This is a genomic window from Celeribacter sp. SCSIO 80838 (assembly GCF_056498065.1).
On record NZ_JAZKMA010000003.1, the window covers coordinates 1 to 16973 of the forward strand.

Below are 16973 nucleotides of genomic sequence, written 5' to 3' on the forward strand. Positions count from 1 at the left end.
CGCCACCTCCCAGCTCGAAAATCTGCGCAGCGTCTTCTCACGCTCGGGGGAATAGGTCTGCTGCCGGATAAATCCCTGCATCTTGAGCGACAGGGCCTGTAGTCGCGACAAGTCTTCATGGGTGAACATTGTGCCTCCTGTCCCCGCGGGGACGCTTTCTGTTATCTGTTTCGGATTTACGCGGAAAATAGAAAAATTGCAAAACGTAAAAACGTAAATTAAAGTAAAAGAATGAAAAGCGCTGAATTGTCGAAAACCCATGTGTTTTCTGTAACTACCCTAGGCGCTGTCTGATTCGGACCGGAGGCGATGAGCATGAGCGCCCAGGCGAAACCTCTCGGGAATAACCCGCTAAATATGGGGTCAGATTCGAGCCCTCCACCACCTATTGGGGGACATTTCGCCCCAAAATAGGGGACAGCCTGAATGTCCTCCTATACCATAAATACCTTCCTTTTTCTTTTTTGAGGAATTTGGTTGGAAAGATGCCAACAGGAGTCGCTTGACAGAATCGACGAACTCAACGCAAATTGTCTCAAGATCATAAAAAACGATGAGAACACGATTGTTCCGAGGGCTTCACCTTTGACGCGTACATCTCGGGAAACATTCTTCGGAATGATTGAGGCAAAGACGTATCCTGACACAAGACACGGATGCGGCGACGGATAAAAGCAGAGAGACCTCTGCGAAGGGCTAGACAGATGTTGTCGATCAAACCGGTGGGTCCGCAGGCCGCCGCAGTCAAATACGATGTGCTTACAGCACTCGGAACCTATGCGCTCTCTCAGCCTAAGGGCAAACAAGTGCTTTGCCTCCGTCTAATGACCCTCATCACAGCACGCTACAATTGGCAGCGCAACGAGCTTGCCATCGGTCAACGCGAAATCGCGCGCATGTGGCGCGTCGAAGAACGTACCGTCAAACGCGAGATGGCCAAGCTCCGCGCAATGGAATGGCTCCTCGTCAAGCGTCAGGGCGCACGGGGACGGGTGACGCAATATGCACTGGCTTTTGAAAAGATCCTTGAGGACACGCGACCGGTCTGGGCCGACGTCGGACCGGATTTCGAACAGCGGATGGAAGGACGAGAGGCCACGCCGGCCCAGACCGACGCGAAAGTGATTCCGCTTCAGCCGCAGGGCAGGGCGGTCGCGGCGCCTGAGGTCGATAGTTCAACGGAATGGGGACTGGCGCGCAGTTTGATCTATAGCGAAGATCCCGCACGCTATGCGAGCTGGATCGCTGCGCTGAGCCGTAGAGAGCGTGTCGGCCGCAGACTCTACCTCACTGCCCCGAGCCGCTTTCATGCGCACTATGTGGCAACCCATCTCAATGCACTCTGTCTGAGCGCGGTCAAACAGGCCGATGGCGACGTGGATGAAGTGATCATCCTCGGGTAAGACCGATAGGCGGGATTGCCAACTTCGTTTCGCCCGCTTGAGAGGAATGGGAAGTGCGACCGTGAATAGAAAATGCGAGCCAAGATATGCTTACCAATCTTGATACCGATTTGCTGCGGACTTTCGTCGCGATTGCAGAGGAGGGTGGCTTTACCTCAGCTGCGCTGCGGATCTACCGTACGCAATCGGCCGTCAGCCAACAAATGCGTCGGTTGGAAGAAACGCTTGGTGTGACGCTATTTGAAAAGGTCGGGCGGCAGAGGGAACTCAGTCAGGCGGGGCAAAATCTTTTGACCTATGCGCGTCAGATCATCGCGCTCAACGATCAGGCGGTGATGATGGTCAACGCGTCGGAGGAGAGCGGCGAGGTGCGGATCGGCGCACCGCATGACATTGCGGATTCGATCCTGCCGGGATTTCTATCAACCTTTGCCCAGACCAATCCGCGCGTGCATGTCGTGCTCAAGGTCGATCGAAGCCCTAACCTTATGCCGCTTTTGGAAGACGGACGGCTCGACATGACGTTGACGACGCGCCATTCGGAGCGGTTCGAAGGCAAGCTTCTGCGCAGCTCGCCGACGGTCTGGATTGCATCTTCCAAGCTCAGTTTGGATACAAATCAACCTGTGCCTTTGGTTTTGGCGGATTCTCCGTCAATTTTCCGGCGTATGGCTCTTAATGCTCTGGAACAGCGTGGCGTGGCGCATATCGAGCGCTATACCTGTCCGACATTGTCGGGAATTCAGGTGGCTTTGAGTGCCGGGCTGGGCGTGACGGCGCGGACGCCGGAGCTGATCACGCAGGATTTACGCATCCTTGGCGAGCGGGAGGGGTTGCCGCCGCTACCCGACATCAATTTTTATATCTATCGACGGAATGGCGATTTGTCCCCGGCTGCCAGAACGCTGTTCGATCAGATCTGCGCGGAGCAGCGTTAAGGCGGTGTCTGCGAGGCATGGCGCTTGAGATGAACCAACGTGGTCTGCGGGATCGGCGCCTGTGTCAGTTTCGAACTGCCGCGATCTTCGGTCAATGTGTTGGGATTGCCGGACAGGTCGCGGCCTTCGGGTGCCTCGGGGCGATACCACGCTCCGGTCGGCAGGACGATCACCCCGCGCATGACCCGTTCCGACAGGCGCGCGCCCGCCAAACAGGACCCACGCGCATTGCACAGCTCGACAAGATCGCCGTCCTGAATGCTGCGCAGCATGGCGTCCTCGGGGTGGATCAAACAAGGCTCCGCGCCGTCGATTTTCGCCGCTTGACTGACGGGACCGGGGTCCATCTGGGAATGCAGACGCCGCTCAGGTTGCAGCGACAACATATGCAAAGGGCGCAGGGCCTCCGGGCCGTTTTGCGCCGCCTCCGCCCCAAGCCATTCGCAGGGCGGCAACCATGTCACATGGCCGGGGCAATCGTCATAGCCCATGGCGGCGATGGCCTCGCTATAAAGCTCGATCTTGCCGCTTGGCGTCTTTAGCGGCGCGCCTTCGGGATCGGCGCGGAAGGCGGAAAATTGCACGTAGGGTTCTTTAGGGGCGGGCAGTTCGACTTGGCCGTCGCGCCAAAAGGTCTCGAAATCGGGCAGAGCCAGATCTCGTGTCGCGCCCGTTTCTCGCGCCGCCTCATAGATCGACCGCAGCCAAGCCATCTCATCGCGCCCTTCGGTGAAGGCGTCGGCAAAGCCCAGACGTTCCGCCAGATCGGCAAAGATCGTATGATCGTCGCGCGCTTCGCCGACCGGCGGCAGGATGCGATACATCGCAGTGATGAACCGGTCGCGGGAACTTGAGGCGATGTCGTTGCGCTCAAGCGTGGTGGTGGCGGGCAGCACGATATCGGCATGGCGCGCGGTGGCGGTCATGGCGATCTCTTGCACGATCACCACCTCGGGGCGCCGAAATGCGCGGGTCAGCTTGGCGAGGTCCTGATGGTGATGAAACGGATTGCCGCCGCACCAATAGACCAGACGAATGTCGGGATAGGTCCGGGTCTCGCCGTTGAACGGATAGGTGGCGCCGGGGTTCAAAAGCATGTCGGAAATCCGCGCTACGGGAATGCAAGCCTTGACCGGGTTCGGGCCGGGGCGGAGCGCAGGCGACGGCAGCGCGGGGCGCGGATTGCCCATGCCGTTGATCGACCAGAGCCCAAAGGCGAAGCCCCCGCCTGGCTGGCCGATCTGACCCAGAAAAGCGGCAAAGGTGATCAGCGCCCACATCGGTTGTTCGCCATGATCTGCGCGCTGCACCGACCAGGACATGGTGAGAAAACACCGCGTCTTGGCGCATTTTCTGGCAAGATGGGTGATGCGCTCCGCCGGAATGCCACAGATCGCGCTGGCCCAATCGGGCGTCTTTGCGATGCCATCGCTTTTGCCGCGAATATAGGCCATGACCTGCGCGCCGCCCACGCAATAACGCGCGACGAAATCGAGATCGGCGAGGCCTTCGTCCAGAAGCGTGTAACACATCGCCAGCAAGAGCGCCGTGTCCGTGCCGGGGCGGATCGGCAGCCATGGGATCGGATCGCCCTCACCAGGAAGCTCTTGATCCGTCGGTGAAATGTTGATGATCTCCATGCCGCTCTGGCGACAAGTCGCGAGCCATGCGAGACCGCTATGTTGCCCCATGCCACCCGCTTCGACCTGCATATTGCCCGGAGAAATGCCGCCGAAATTCAGCAACAGCCCGGTGTGTTTGGCAATGCCGTCGAGCGAGCTGACTGGCCCCTGAACTGTGTTGATGTCGCCCAAAACATGCGGCAAAAAGGTGATCGCGGTGGCGTAGCTGTAATTCTGTTCTTGTGCGGTGTAGCCTCCGAATTGGCCGAGGAAGCGTTGCAACTGGGTGCGCGCGTGATGGAATCTCCCGGCGCTGGACCAGCCGTAAGAACCGCCGAAAATCGCTTCGTTGCCATGGCTGTCGCGGACGCGAGCCAGCTCTCGCGCGGTGATCTCCAGCGCCGTCTCCCAAGAGACAGGCACGAAATCATCGCCGCCGCGCGCGGCGCGTGCGGCCTCAAAATCGCCATCCAAAAAGGCGCGCCGGATCAAAGGTGTGCGGATTCGCTGGGGGCCGTGCACCATGGCGTCGATGTTGTCGAGCATGGGCGAAGGATGCGGATCATTGGGCGCGGGGCGCACGTCAAGATGCCCCTCATTGTGGCGCGCTTCGAAGATGCCCCAATGGCTGGCGTTCTGAATATATCCTGTCATGGTGTCCCTGTTATCACGGCTTGAAACCCCTGCGCTATGCTTGGCGGAACACGGGAAATGCACAAATAAATTCTTCGCGCTAATTGATTAGCGGCGTTAATGGGGTTTTCGCGCAATCATACATTAGTATCTCTAATGTTTTTCGCGTGAGTTTGAATTAGACCCTCCCGATTTCCCTTCCTACAGTTTTGGAAACACCGCCATGAAGAGCGGTCAAAACGCCGACAGGTCCCATGTTTGCACGGCCTCTGCCGTGGAAATATCTGCACGATGTGCAGGACTACTCGGCATGCCCAACCGAGAGGACCGACCCGGGATCATGACTGATACGTTCACCGACTTGCCGTTCGACGCGGCTTTCGCACAGGCCCCCGCAGGCTCAATCACTCGTGGCCGTATTCGTGTGGGCAGCTTTGCCAGCGGTGCCGAGATTGCCCAACCTTTCCTGATCGCGAAAGGCGCCAAACCCGGCCCGTGTCTCTGGATTTGCGGTCAGGTGCATGGCAATGAGATCAACGGCATCTGGGGCGCGCTTGATTTTATCGCCGAGCTCGATCTGGCGGAGCTGGCGGGCTCTGTGGTTTTTGCACCGACGGCGAACCCTCTGGCGCTCGATGCGCGCAGCAAAGCCGCGCCGCAAGACGGGCTCGATCTCGATCAGACCTTTCCGGGCAATGTGAATGGCCAGATCACCGAACAACTGTCGGCGGCCTATTTCAAAGCGGCTGCGGCCCATGCCGATGTGTTGATCTCGATGCATACGATGACGCATCTGTTCCATTCCGCGCCCTATGCGGTCTACAAACTTCACCCCGAAAGTGGGATTGGCGAAGAGAGGCTCTTTTCCCTGATCCGGCATTTTCATCCCAATGTGGCATGCCGCATGAATGTGGCGCCCGGGGCAGGGGAGTTGCCGGGCAATATCCCCGGCGCGATTGATTATCAGATGCTGGCGCTCGGCAAGCCGTCCTTCATGGTCGAGCTGGGGGCCGGGTCGGAGACCAACCCGGAGTGCGTGGCGCTGGCCAAGCGCGGTTTGCGCGGCGTGGCGGGCGAGATGGGGCTTTTGCCACCCTCCGAACACGTCCCGGCCAAGACCCTGCGCCGGGTGACACGCCGGACCCATGTGATGACCCATGAGGGCGGGTTGTTTCGCACCGGGGTGATGCCGGCCACGCTGTTGAAAGCGGGCACGCCGATTGGCAAAATCTCCACCCTCACCGGCGCGGCCCTGTCTGAACCCGCAATGGAACAGGATGTTTTCATGATCGGGGTGCGCAAGGATCCGGTGGTTCACACCGGGGATCGCATCGCTTTTGTCGCTCTGGAGTGGGACGAGGTGCCCGCCCCGGATGCGCCGCCCGCCTGATGGGTCGCTTCGGTCCCATCAGCCAAAAATAATAATAAAAACAATACTAAAGTAAAAACACAACAAGCTACCAACAGAGAGAAACTCACCATGTTCAACTGGAAACACAGCCTGCTGGGGCTTGCCCTTGCGGCGACCGCCCTTGTGACGGTCAATGCGCCCGCACAGGCGCAGGACGATTACCCGAAACGCCCGATCACGCTGGTCGTGCCGTGGTCGCCGGGGGGCGCCGCCGATATCATCGCGCGGCTTCTGGCCGAACCGATGTCCGAGGCCCTGGGCCAGCCTGTGGTCGTCGAAAACCGCCCCGGTGCTGGCGGTACGGTCGGCAGCGCGCTGGTCGCCAATGCGGAGCCCGACGGATACACCATTCTGATGGGGAATGTGGCAAGCCAAGGCATCGCCGCCGCGTTTTACAAGGACACGATCCCCTATGATGTGCTGGAAGATTTCACGCCCGTCACCCAACTGATCCAACAGCCCAACGTGCTTTTGGTTCAGAACGATTTCGAAGCGCAGACGATGGACGATCTCGTCACCTATCTGAAAGACAACTCGGGCGAGATTTACGCCACGCCGGGCGTTGGAAACTCGCCTTACCTGACCTTTGAACTGATCAAGAACCGCTATGGCCTCGATATGATCAACGTGCCCTATGACAGCGGGGCCGAGGTCAACAATGCGCTGGCCGCAGGGCAGGTGATGATCGCGATCAACAATCTGCCGGAATCCATCACGGCGACAAAGAACGGGGCAGCACGCCCGATTGCGGTGACAGCGCCGGAGCGCAACCCGCTGTTGCCGGATGTGCCGACGTTCAAGGAGTTGGGACAAGACATCATCGCGATTTCCTGGCAGGGCCTCTTTGTTCCGGCCGGCACGCCGGATGAGATCGTGACGAAACTCTACGACGCGGCGGTGCTGGCGCTCGAAGATCCGGATGTTGTTGCGCGCAACGCCGATCTGGGCTCCGTGCCGGTCGGAAGTTCGCCCGCCGAGTTCCACGACTTTGTCGCCTCCGAACTCAACAACTGGGCTGAAATGGTGGCGCTGGCAGCGGCCACAGAAGCGAACAAATAATCCTTCACACGTTCCGGGGGGCGAATACAGCCCGGAAACACCGGAGCGTGTGACTAATCCCATGACGATTTCAGGAGGTTTCGAAATGCAAATAAAAGCCAGGAAACAGGCACGAGCGAGCACCCGACTGGGCTTTCTCATCCCGGAGCGCAATGTCGCCTGTGAAGCCGAGTTCCTGCATTTTATTCCGCATGGGATGAGCTGCCATTTTTCCCGCCTCCCGCGCGATGGGGCGGCTCTGACCAAAGAGTCGCTGGTGGATATGATGAGCCGGGTGGGCGATCAAGCCCAGCTTTTGTCCGGCATCGACCCTGCCGTGATCATGTGTGCCTGCACCAGCGGTAGCTTTCTTGGTGAAGAAAGCGCCATCGACGATTTGGCCGACGAGGTCACGCAAAGGACCGGCGTAGAGAGCTATACGACCTCGCGTGCCGTGGTGGATGCACTCAAGGCGGTCAATGCGCGACGGGTGTTTCTGGTGACGCCCTATCCCGATGAGATCAATGCGGCGGAGATTGCCTTTCTCGAGCGGGAAGGCTTCGAACTGGCCGGGCTGTCGAGTTTTCGCTGTGCTCGGTCTGAGGAGATCCGGGCACTGGGCTCCGCCGATGTCGAACGTCTGGTCATGGCTGCGCGCGAAGAGATCGCAGACGCCGATGTGGTGTTTATCAGTTGCACCAACCTCGAAGTGATCGAGCGGATCAACCGGATGGAAACCGAATTGAACCTTCCGGTGATTTCATCAAATTCCGCCACGCTTTGGCGGGCGTTTCGCGCAGCAAACATCAACACAGTGAACATCGGTGCCGGGCGTCTGTTCGAATACGATCTGATGCAGGCGACCCCGACGAAGACCTGAAAAACGACTGACACATCACGGACCGGAGGTACCAAAAGGCACCAAGCCACCCCGGTTCAGCACACAGAAAGAAACAACATGTCAACAGGGATTGAAAAGAGCCGGGCCATCCGCTGGATCGGTGCCGGGCTGGGCGCTGGTTTTGCTCTGGTGGGGCTGACCTTGGCTGTGGTGTCCTATCGCTACGGTTTGGGTAGCCTGCGCCAGATCGGCCCCGGATTGATGCCCTTTATCATCGGCGCCGTCCTGATGCTTTGCGGTCTCGTCGCCGCCATCGTGGAACTGAAAGCCGGGGATATCGATTTCGTGCCCTCACCGCTCAGCCCGATCCTTCTGGTCGTCGCGGGCGTGCTGATCTGGGCGCTGACGGTCGAGCGGCTTGGCTTTGTCATCGCCACCGTGTTGCTGATGCTCTGCACGACGCTGGCCTATCGCCCGGTGAAATGGACATCCTCGTTGATCGTCATCGGGGGCATGGCGGGCTTTAGCGCGGTGTTCTTCATCTACGGCTTCAAATTGCCGTTCCAACTTTTCTGGTGGTGATCGCGATGGAAACCCTCTCCAATCTTGCCATGGGGTTCGGCTCTACGCTGTCACCCTCGAACCTTCTCTTCTGCTTTCTCGGCGTGACCATCGGGACCTTCGTGGGTGTTTTGCCCGGTCTCGGTCCACTGGCGGCCATCTCGCTTTGCCTGCCGCTGACCTACTATCTCGATCCAACGACGGCGTTGATCATGCTCGCCGGGATTTTCTACGGCGCGCAATACGGCAGTTCGACCGCCTCGATCCTGTTGAACATTCCTGGCACGGCGACGGCGGCGGTGACCTGTCTCGACGGCTATCCTATGACCCAGCAGGGCAAGGCGGGGCAGGCGCTGTTGATCACCACGCTGACCTCGTTCTTCGGCGGCAGTTTCGCAATCATCCTGGTGATCGCTCTGGCGCCCGTGATTTCGGATTTCGCGATGAATTTTTCTTCTGCGGAATATTTCTCTGTGATGCTTCTGGGGCTGGTGGCCGCGTCGACCCTGTCGGTCGGCTCGCCGGTCAAGGGCTTTGTCATGGTGATCGCGGGGCTGGCTCTCAGCATGATCGGCACGGACAAATATACCGGGCAGTATCGCTTCACCTTTGGCGATCTCAATCTGGCCGAGGGGATCAGCATCGTGGCGCTGTCCATGGGGCTGTTCGGTGTCTCGGAAATCTTGTCGAGCTTTGCAGGCTCGGGGCCGGTGACGCTCAAGGCCAACACCGTGCGTCTGCGCGACATGATGCCGACGCGTGCGGAGTTGAAACGCACCGTGTTTCCCGCCGTGCGCGGGGCCAGCATCGGCTCTGTCATCGGAGCGATGCCGGGGGCGGGGCCTGCACTTGCGTCCTATCTGGCCTACGCCGCCGAAACGCAGGTGTCGAAGACGCCAGAGAAATTCGGCACCGGCATGATCGAGGGCATTTCCGCGCCTGAGGCGGCAAACAACGCCTCCGTGCAGACCGCCTTTATTCCGACGCTGACGTTGGGCGTGCCGGGCGACGTGGTGATGGCGGTTCTGATCGGGGCGCTGATGATCCATGGTATCACGCCGGGCCCGGATTTCATTTCCGGTCACGCGCCGATGTTCTGGGGCCTCGTGGCCAGTTTCTGGATCGGCAACGTGATGCTTTTGATCCTCAACATTCCGCTGATCGGGATCTGGGTGCGGATGTTGTCGATCCCGCCGCGCATTCTCTATCCGATCATGATCGTGCTCGTTTGCGTGGGCGTTTACAGCATCCGCAACAACATCTTCGACATCTACATCATGCTCGGATGTGGCGTCGTGGGCTATGTGCTGACGCTATTCAACTTTCCCACCGCGCCCTTGCTCTTGGGCTTTGTGCTGGGGCCGTTGATGGAGCAACACCTGCGCCGCGCGTTGCTCTTGGGCCGTGGCGATCCCATGACCTTCGTGGATCGACCGCTCAGCCTCGCCTTCCTCATCGTCTGCGCGCTTTTGATCCTGCGTTTCATCCCCGGATGCAACCTCAAAACTCTGCGCAAAATCTGGCGTCCGCGTTTGCGCGACGACATCGAATAACCCACCCATCCTGAACGGAGATACTTATGACCATCACCCGCCTTCACCCCGGCCCGCGCATGAGCCAGGCCAGCATTCACAACGGCACTGTATATCTTGCCGGGCAGGTTGCGACCCCGGGCACCGATGTGGCGAGCCAGGCCAAGGAAGCACTTGCGAAAGTCGATGCGCTTCTGGCCGAGGCCGGTAGCGACAAATCCAAGGCCTTGCAGGTCATCGTTTGGTTGGCCGACATGGCCGATTTCGCCGCGATGAACGCCGTTTATGACGCCTGGATCGATCCGGAAAACCCACCGGCACGCGCCTGTGGCGAAGCGAAACTTGCCACACCCGAGCATCTTGTCGAGTTCATCGTGACGGCAGCGCTCTGATCAAAGTCGTCGGGGAGGGGCGGACCGTTCCGGCGCTTCCCGACTGGCACTCACCAAGGCCTCACAAAAGATGGCCCTTACCAACAGGAGAAAACCCTATGTTCAAATCCCTCGTTCTCGGCGCTCTTTTGGGCAGTGGTCTTGCCACGGCTGTCGCCGCGCAGGACTATCCGACGAAAGACATCGACCTCGTGGTGCCCTTCGCGCCGGGCGGCAGCGTCGATGTGACCTCGCGCCTTTTGGCGGAAAGCGCCAACACCTTCCTCGATGGTGTCGAAGTTGTCGTGTCGAACCGCGCCGGTGGCGGCGGAGTTGTCGGCCAGAGCTACGTCGCGCGCGGCAAGCCCGATGGCTATACCGTTCTGGCCATGACCAGCTCGGTCGTGACCAACCCGCAGCTCAAGGGTGCGCCTTATGCCATCACCGATTTCAAACCGGTCGCGGCCTATAATCTCGATCCCGAGGTGATTGCTGTTCCGGCCAATTCCGAGTTCAAAACCATCGACGATTTCGTGGCGGCGACCAAAGAAGCCCCGCTCAACATGGTTGTGGCCGGCATCGGGACGTCCCATCACATGGCAGGCCTTGCTTTGACCTCCGCTGCGGGACTTGAGTTCAACTATGTACCGGCCAAAGGATTTGGTGAACAGCTTCAGGCCGTCGTTGGCGGTCATGCCGACGGGGCATTCTGGCCGATGGGCGAAGCGATGGTTCATGCCGAAGCGGGCAGCGTGCGACTTCTGGCCGTGGCCTCCGATGTGCGCGATCCGAAATTCCCGGATGTCCCCACCTTTGAGGAAGCGGGTCTGAACGTGCCGATGTGGGCTACGTTCCGGGGCTGGGCCGTGCCGGCCGACACGCCGGACGAGGACGTCGCCTTTCTGTCCGATCTGCTGAAAAAGGTTTTCGAAGACGAGACCTATAAACAGAAAATGGTCGATGGCGGGTTTGATCCGATCTATCGCGACGCCGCCGAGTTCCAGACGATCATCTCCTCCTACTCCGATCTGGTGGTGCCGATCATCGAAGACAACGGTCTGGGGCAGTAACCGGTTTCCCCTGCAGGCGATCCTGCCTGTTCCGGTCCCACCTGCGCTTTCCCTGTCGCGGGTGGGATCACTTCAAAAATTCCTGAGGTCCTTATGTCCCCTAAACCCGCATCCTCTTTATTTATCCGCGCCTTGAGCGACACCAATGTCGTGACCGGGGCTTTCCTCTTCCTGCTCGGGGGAGGCGCCGCCCTGATGGCGTTGGGGTTCGATCCGAGCGCCCGCAATTTCCCACTGATTGTATCGGTTATCATTGCCCTGTGTGGCGCGAGCATTGCTCTGCGCGCCTTGCGCGGGGACAAGCATAGCACTCTGCCGCTGCATGAGTTCGGGGTGATCGCGAAGGCGGTCGGTGCGATTGTGCTCTGGGGGCTGGCTCTGGCCTTTGGTCTTGGCTTTGTGATTGCGACCAGTTTGCTGGTGCTCGCGATGCTCTGGCTTGCGGGGATGCGGCGCCTTGGTCATGGGATCATCCTCTCCGTCGGCATCACACTCGTGCTCTTCGCTCTCTTTGTCGTGGTGTTGAACGTGCACTTGCCCGACTCCTTCCTTTCCTTCATCGCTCCTGGGGTCTAATCATGGATCAGATCGCACTCGGTTTTTCCGAACTCTTGCAGCCGGCCGTGCTGATGATGTTGACCATCGGCGTTTTTGCCGGGCTGGTCGTCGGCTCTATTCCCGGGGTGAACGACAATATCGCCTTCGCGGTATTCATTCCGTTTTCCTTCAGTCTGCCCGCAGAACAGGCGCTTGCGCTCATGGTCGGCGTTTATTGTGCCGCCGCCGCAGGGGGGGCCATTCCTGCCATTATGATCCGGGTTCCGGGCACGGCTTCGGCGCTTTTGACAACGATCAACGGCAATGCCATGGCCCGTAAAGGACAGGCCGGACAGGCGCTGTCCATTGCCATGGTGTCCTCGGTCGTGGGTGGGGTGCTGTCGGCGCTTGTCCTTCTGGTCTTTGCGCCGGTTCTGGCCAATGTCGCGCTGCGCTTCGGCTATGTCGAAAATGCGGCGCTCACCATTCTCGGGCTCTCAAGCGTTGTCGGGTTGTTGTCCGGCAATGTGCTTAAAGGCGTGGTCTCTGCTTGCATCGGCCTCCTGATTTCGACCATCGGTTTCAGCCAGGTCACGGGATCGCCACGCTATACGTTCGGCAGCATGAACCTGATCGAAGGCCTGCCCTTCGTGCCGTTGCTCGTCGGCCTGTTCGGGGTTGCCGCAGTGTTCGATCTTTTGCGCGAACAGGCAGAGGAACAGCGTACGCAGAAAGAAAGCGAACAATTGCCGGAGATCGGTTCCATGCGTCTTGGGCGCGGGATGATCCGGCGTCTTCTTCCGACATGGTGCACCAGTGCCGCGATTGGCAATTTCATCGGTGTCCTGCCGGGCGCTGGTATGCTGATGGCAATCTACATCGCCTATGATCAGGCCGGTCGTCGGTTCCGCAAACATTTCGAAGGCCGCCCGGGAGAGGCAAAATGGGACGAGGGCGCGCCAGAGGGTATCGCCGCTCCTGAATCTGCCAACAATGCGGTGACCGCGAGTTCCATGGTGCCACTGTTGTCGTTGGGCATTCCGGGCAACTCCACCTCCGCGCTGTTCATCGGGGCGATGGCGCTGCACGGTCTGGTGCCGGGGCCGCTTTTGTTCACGCAACATGCGGACATCGCCTGGATGGTGATGGTGGCGTTTCTGGCCTGCAACATCATCATGGGACCTGCGGCCTATGTGGTGATCCGCACCGTGTCGCGGGCGATCTTTGCCATTCCGAAAAACGTCATGGTCGGGATCATTATCCTGTTGTGCCTGCTGGGTGCCTATTCGGACGGCAACAACCTGTTCAACATCTGGGTCGCGCTTGGCGCCGGTGTGGTCGCCTATCTCATGAAGGTGGCACAAATTCCGCTCGGGCCTGCCATACTCGGTCTGGTGCTGGGCGCGCAGATGGAGGCCTCGATCTCCAACGCACTGTCGATCTCGCGCGGGAATTGGTTCGTGTTCCTCGATCCAGTCGCGCATCCGATCAGCGCCGTCATGTTGCTCGCCGCCGCGCTTATGTGGGTGGCACCGGCCCTGCGCGGACTGCGGGCCCTGCGCTCCATCCGCGTGTCTCGCAGCATGGGGCACTGACCCGCTGTCCTTTCACACTTTTCACTATCCTTTAGGGAGACTTCACATGTCGACACATTCCGATCCGGCCGCTCTGGGTGCCGCCCGCAAAAAGGCCGTAGACAGCCTGATTTCCGAGACCCGCAGCCGTCTCGACACAGCTGCACTCGACCGCAACCTTTTGGCGGGTATTCGTCAGTCCGTCGAGGATCTGGCCTCTGAGACCGCCTTCTGGACCGATCCGTCCTATGCGCCGCCCGAAGGGGAGGAGCGTCAGGCGCGCTATCTCATCGGCGCAGAAAGCGACACGGGGATCACGCTGTACCTGAACGTCATGCGCGCGGGCAAAAAGATCCCGCCGCACGATCACACCACCTGGGCCTGTGTCGCTGCGGTCGAAGGCAGTGAGCACAACACGCTCTACGACCGTCTGGACGATGAGAGCCAGGAAGGGCACGCCGAACTGGCCGTGCGCGAGGTTGTCGAAATCCGCCCCGGCACCTCCGTGGGCCTCATGCCTGACGACATCCACAGTGTTGAAATTCGTGGCGATCAGGTGATCCGTCACCTGCATTTCTACGGTCGTCCGCTGGAGACCCTGACCGAGCGCAAGGCGTTCGATCTTGAGACAAACACATACAAAATCATGGCTGTTGGCGTCAAAACCCGCACCTGAACAGGAATATATTATGTCGATTGAAACGATCACCCCTCAGGCCCTTAAGTCGCAACTTTCGGGGCCGGAGGAATACGCCTTTCTCGATGTGCGCGAACACGGGCAATATGGCGAAGGCCATCCGTTTTTCTCTGTAAACGCGCCCTACAGCCAGATCGAAACCCGTGCCCCAGTGCTGGTGCCGCGTCGGCAGACGCTGTGTTTTCTGATGGATGACGGCGACGGTGTGGCCGATCTGGTGGCCGCGCGGATGGCGGAGATGGGCTATGACAACCTGCGGGTGCTCGAAGGCGGTGCGCCGGGCTGGGTGGCTGCGGGCTACACGTTGTTCAAAGGTGTGAATGTGCTGTCCAAGAGCTTTGGCGAACTGGTCGAACATGCCTGTGACACGCCTTCCGTTTCCGCAGAAGAATTGCGCGCGATGCAGGCGGCCAAGACCCCGCTTGTTGTGCTCGACGGGCGGTCGCCGCGCGAGTTTCACAAGATGTCCCTGCCGGGAGCACTGTCTTGCCCAAATGCGGAACTGCCGTATCGCTTGCCGGAACTCGTGGCGGATGAAGACACTCCGATCGTGATCAACTGTGCCGGGCGGACCCGGTCGATCATCGGGGCGCAATCGCTGCGCAATCTCGGGCTGAAAAATCCGGTTTTCGCATTGCGCAACGGCACGCAGGGCTGGCGCCTTGCGGGGTTCGATCTGCGCCATGGCGAGACGCCGACGGAACAGCCGGATCTGAGCCCGGCGGGCGCGCAACGCGCTGCGGATCGTGCCGCCGATCTGATCGCACGCTTCGGGTTGAAAACCCTCGATGCCGACGTCTTTGACGCCATGTGCGCCGATCCGTCGCGCACCACCTACCTGTTCGATGTGCGGACCGAGGCGGAATATCTTGCGGCGCATTGGAGCGGTGCGCGCCATGCGCCGGGCGGGCAGCTTGTGCAGGCCACCGACGAGTTCTTCGCCACGCGTCATGCCCGTGTGGTCCTGAGCGACGATCTCGGGGTGCGGGCGGCAAGCATGGCGGTCTGGCTCATGGGGATGGGGCATGAGGTCTATCTCTTGGCCGCTGACGCTCGTCAGGGCACGGAACATGGCGCTGAAGCGCAGACCGAGGTCAATCTGCCGCAGAGTGTGGACAGTTCCGCGATTGTGGCGGCCTTGGCCGCAGGGACGAAGGTTTACGACGCCTCCCGTGGCATGTCCTACCGCAAGGCCCATGTCGAGGGCGCACGCTGGGTGACCCGCGCGCGACTGACGGCCGAGGATGCCGAAGGGCCGGTGCTTGTGATCGGGGATCGTGCCGATCTTGTCGCCGGGGTGATGCAGCGCCTGGCGGAGCTGGGTGCGACGGAGCTGACCGCATCGGTCGGCGATGCGAAGATCTGGGCTGAGGCCGGGCTAGACGTGGTCGAAACGCCTTATATCCCGGCGGAAGAGGAGTGCATCGACTTCCTGTTCTTCGTCCATGACCGCCATGACGACAATCTCGAAGCCGCGCGGCAGTATCTGGCGTGGGAATTGAATTTGCTGGGGCAGCTCGACGCGCAGGAACGCGCGGCACTCGATCCCCTTGTGGCGACCGAACTGGAGGCGCTTTGACATGAAACGCGAAACGAAACTTTGTCACTACGGGCAACCGTCGCGGCCCGGTCCGGCGAACCCGCCTGTGGTGCGTGCCTCGACCATTCTGCACGATACGGTCGAAAGTTATCGCGCCACGAAAGCCGCACGCGAGACCGATGACAGTGTCTTGTCTTATGGCCGTCGCGGCACCACCACGGCGCATGCGCTGATGGAGGCGATTGCCGATCTCGAAGGCGGGGAGGGCGCATGGCTCTACCCGACCGGGGTGGCGGCGATTGCCGCAGCACTTATGGCGCTGGTGCGTCCGGGCGATCATCTTTTGCTCGTCGAGACGATCTTTGGCGCGACGCGGACCTATTGCGATAAGGTGCTGGCCGAGTTCGGCGTGAGCTATGATCTTTATCCAGCTGCGACCACCGATCTGACACCTTACATCCGTGACAATACACGGCTTGTCTTCGTCGAAACGCCCGGCTCGCAGACCTATGAGGTCATGGACCTGCCGGCGCTCTGCGCAAGCGCTCATGCGGCGGGGTTGGTTGTTGTGGCGGACAACACCTATGGCTCTGGCTGGCTGTGCCAGCCGCTTGCCCTTGGCTGTGACGTCTCGATCATCGCTGGGACGAAATATCTCGGCGGTCATGCCGATGTGATGATGGGCAGCGTGAGTGCACGGGGTGAGGCCGCCGCCCTTGTGCGTAAAGCGACGCACCTGAGTGGGCAGTCTCTGGCCCCTGACGAAGCCTATGCCACTCTGCGCGGGATGCGGACGCTGGCGCTGCGCCTTGAGCGCCATGAACAGAATGCGCTGGCATTGGCCGCATGGCTGGACGCGCGCCCCGAAGTGTTGCGCGTGTTGCATCCGGGTCTTCCGGGCCATCCCGGTCACGAGATCTGGAAACGCGATGCGTCCGGCTCCAACGGGCTTTTGAGCGTGGTCTTTGCCCCGGGGATCGACACCGAGGCGCTGCTCGACAATCTGCAACTTTTCGGCGTCGGCAGCAGTTGGGGCGGCTTCGAAAGCCTTGCCATGCCGATTGCCCCGGAACGCAGCCGTCCGTCGCTTATGGGCCTGCCGGAGGAGGCGCAGATCGTGCGGTTCCATGCCGGGCTGGAACATGCCGAGGATCTGATCGCGGATCTTGAGGCCGGACTGACCGCTGTGACGGCAAAGGGCTGAG

15 protein-coding genes are annotated in these 16973 nt (G+C 60.3%); 14 read left to right on the plus strand and 1 reads right to left on the minus strand.

Annotation, left to right across the window (positions count from 1 at the left end):
- Positions 1 to 704 precede the first annotated feature (704 nt).
- Positions 705 to 1403 (plus strand): hypothetical protein, encoded by a 699-nt coding sequence (locus V1475_RS19675; RefSeq protein WP_479414181.1) that lies wholly within the window; start codon positions 705 to 707, stop codon positions 1401 to 1403.
- An 86-nt stretch (positions 1404 to 1489) separates the two neighbouring features.
- Positions 1490 to 2341 (plus strand): LysR substrate-binding domain-containing protein, encoded by an 852-nt coding sequence (locus tag V1475_RS19680; protein WP_434291169.1) that lies wholly within the window; start codon positions 1490 to 1492, stop codon positions 2339 to 2341.
- Here V1475_RS19680 and V1475_RS19685 read toward each other — a convergent pair.
- Positions 2338 to 4617 carry a molybdopterin-dependent oxidoreductase gene (locus V1475_RS19685; RefSeq protein ID WP_479414182.1) on the minus strand — a complete coding sequence of 760 codons (2280 nt, stop codon included), beginning with the start codon at positions 4615 to 4617 and terminating at the stop codon, positions 2338 to 2340. The two genes, V1475_RS19680 and V1475_RS19685, sit on opposite strands and share 4 nt — an antisense overlap.
- Positions 4618 to 4936: 319 nt before the next feature.
- On the opposite strand from V1475_RS19685, the gene V1475_RS19690 reads away from it, so the two are divergent.
- From V1475_RS19690 to metC, 12 genes are all read left to right on the plus strand, one after another.
- Positions 4937 to 5986 carry a M14 family metallopeptidase gene (locus V1475_RS19690; protein ID WP_479414183.1) on the plus strand — a complete coding sequence of 350 codons (1050 nt, stop codon included), beginning with the start codon at positions 4937 to 4939 and terminating at the stop codon, positions 5984 to 5986.
- A gap of 90 nt (positions 5987 to 6076) precedes the next feature.
- A complete protein-coding gene (locus V1475_RS19695; protein WP_479414184.1) occupies positions 6077 to 7066 on the plus strand; it encodes a Bug family tripartite tricarboxylate transporter substrate binding protein in 990 nt (329 codons plus the stop codon).
- 85 nt (positions 7067 to 7151) lie between these two features.
- Positions 7152 to 7925, plus strand: a complete 774-nt coding sequence (locus tag V1475_RS19700) for a maleate cis-trans isomerase family protein (RefSeq protein WP_434291177.1) — start codon at positions 7152 to 7154, stop codon at positions 7923 to 7925.
- 78 nt (positions 7926 to 8003) lie between these two features.
- On the plus strand, positions 8004 to 8468 hold the full coding sequence (locus V1475_RS19705) for a tripartite tricarboxylate transporter TctB family protein (RefSeq protein ID WP_479414185.1): 465 nt from the start codon (positions 8004 to 8006) through the stop codon (positions 8466 to 8468).
- A 5-nt stretch (positions 8469 to 8473) separates the two neighbouring features.
- On the plus strand, positions 8474 to 10000 hold the full coding sequence (locus V1475_RS19710) for a tripartite tricarboxylate transporter permease (RefSeq protein ID WP_434291180.1): 1527 nt from the start codon (positions 8474 to 8476) through the stop codon (positions 9998 to 10000).
- Between the two features lie 26 nt (positions 10001 to 10026).
- Positions 10027 to 10371, plus strand: a complete 345-nt coding sequence (locus V1475_RS19715; RefSeq protein WP_479414186.1) for a RidA family protein — start codon at positions 10027 to 10029, stop codon at positions 10369 to 10371.
- 98 nt (positions 10372 to 10469) lie between these two features.
- Complete coding sequence (locus V1475_RS19720) at positions 10470 to 11420, plus strand: Bug family tripartite tricarboxylate transporter substrate binding protein (protein ID WP_434291184.1); 951 nt, start codon at positions 10470 to 10472, stop codon at positions 11418 to 11420.
- Between the two features lie 93 nt (positions 11421 to 11513).
- Positions 11514 to 11996 carry a tripartite tricarboxylate transporter TctB family protein gene (locus tag V1475_RS19725; protein WP_434291185.1) on the plus strand — a complete coding sequence of 161 codons (483 nt, stop codon included), beginning with the start codon at positions 11514 to 11516 and terminating at the stop codon, positions 11994 to 11996.
- A 2-nt stretch (positions 11997 to 11998) separates the two neighbouring features.
- A complete protein-coding gene (locus V1475_RS19730) occupies positions 11999 to 13552 on the plus strand; it encodes a tripartite tricarboxylate transporter permease (RefSeq protein ID WP_434291187.1) in 1554 nt (517 codons plus the stop codon).
- A gap of 46 nt (positions 13553 to 13598) precedes the next feature.
- A complete protein-coding gene (locus V1475_RS19735; RefSeq protein ID WP_434291189.1) occupies positions 13599 to 14207 on the plus strand; it encodes a cysteine dioxygenase family protein in 609 nt (202 codons plus the stop codon).
- Positions 14208 to 14220: 13 nt separating this feature from the next.
- Positions 14221 to 15807: a rhodanese-like domain-containing protein gene (locus V1475_RS19740; RefSeq protein ID WP_479414187.1), complete on the plus strand. Its 1587-nt coding sequence runs from the start codon at positions 14221 to 14223 to the stop codon at positions 15805 to 15807.
- Between the two features lies 1 nt (position 15808).
- On the plus strand, positions 15809 to 16972 hold the full coding sequence (metC, locus tag V1475_RS19745; protein ID WP_479414188.1) for a cystathionine beta-lyase: 1164 nt from the start codon (positions 15809 to 15811) through the stop codon (positions 16970 to 16972).
- Position 16973: the final 1 nt, after the last annotated feature.

Bases quoted from the DNA above. Each gene is read 5' to 3' on its own strand.
- V1475_RS19675 (WP_479414181.1), top strand. From the start codon at position 705: ATGTTGTCGATCAAACCGGTGGGTCCGCAGGCCGCCGCAGTCAAATAC.
- V1475_RS19680 (WP_434291169.1), top strand. From the start codon at position 1,490: ATGCTTACCAATCTTGATACCGATTTGCTGCGGACTTTCGTCGCGATT.
- V1475_RS19685 (WP_479414182.1), bottom strand. From the start codon at position 4,617: ATGACAGGATATATTCAGAACGCCAGCCATTGGGGCATCTTCGAAGCG.
- V1475_RS19690 (WP_479414183.1), top strand. From the start codon at position 4,937: ATGACTGATACGTTCACCGACTTGCCGTTCGACGCGGCTTTCGCACAG.
- V1475_RS19695 (WP_479414184.1), top strand. From the start codon at position 6,077: ATGTTCAACTGGAAACACAGCCTGCTGGGGCTTGCCCTTGCGGCGACC.
- V1475_RS19700 (WP_434291177.1), top strand. From the start codon at position 7,152: ATGCAAATAAAAGCCAGGAAACAGGCACGAGCGAGCACCCGACTGGGC.
- V1475_RS19705 (WP_479414185.1), top strand. From the start codon at position 8,004: ATGTCAACAGGGATTGAAAAGAGCCGGGCCATCCGCTGGATCGGTGCC.
- V1475_RS19710 (WP_434291180.1), top strand. From the start codon at position 8,474: ATGGAAACCCTCTCCAATCTTGCCATGGGGTTCGGCTCTACGCTGTCA.
- V1475_RS19715 (WP_479414186.1), top strand. From the start codon at position 10,027: ATGACCATCACCCGCCTTCACCCCGGCCCGCGCATGAGCCAGGCCAGC.
- V1475_RS19720 (WP_434291184.1), top strand. From the start codon at position 10,470: ATGTTCAAATCCCTCGTTCTCGGCGCTCTTTTGGGCAGTGGTCTTGCC.
- V1475_RS19725 (WP_434291185.1), top strand. From the start codon at position 11,514: ATGTCCCCTAAACCCGCATCCTCTTTATTTATCCGCGCCTTGAGCGAC.
- V1475_RS19730 (WP_434291187.1), top strand. From the start codon at position 11,999: ATGGATCAGATCGCACTCGGTTTTTCCGAACTCTTGCAGCCGGCCGTG.
- V1475_RS19735 (WP_434291189.1), top strand. From the start codon at position 13,599: ATGTCGACACATTCCGATCCGGCCGCTCTGGGTGCCGCCCGCAAAAAG.
- V1475_RS19740 (WP_479414187.1), top strand. From the start codon at position 14,221: ATGTCGATTGAAACGATCACCCCTCAGGCCCTTAAGTCGCAACTTTCG.
- metC (WP_479414188.1), top strand. From the start codon at position 15,809: ATGAAACGCGAAACGAAACTTTGTCACTACGGGCAACCGTCGCGGCCC.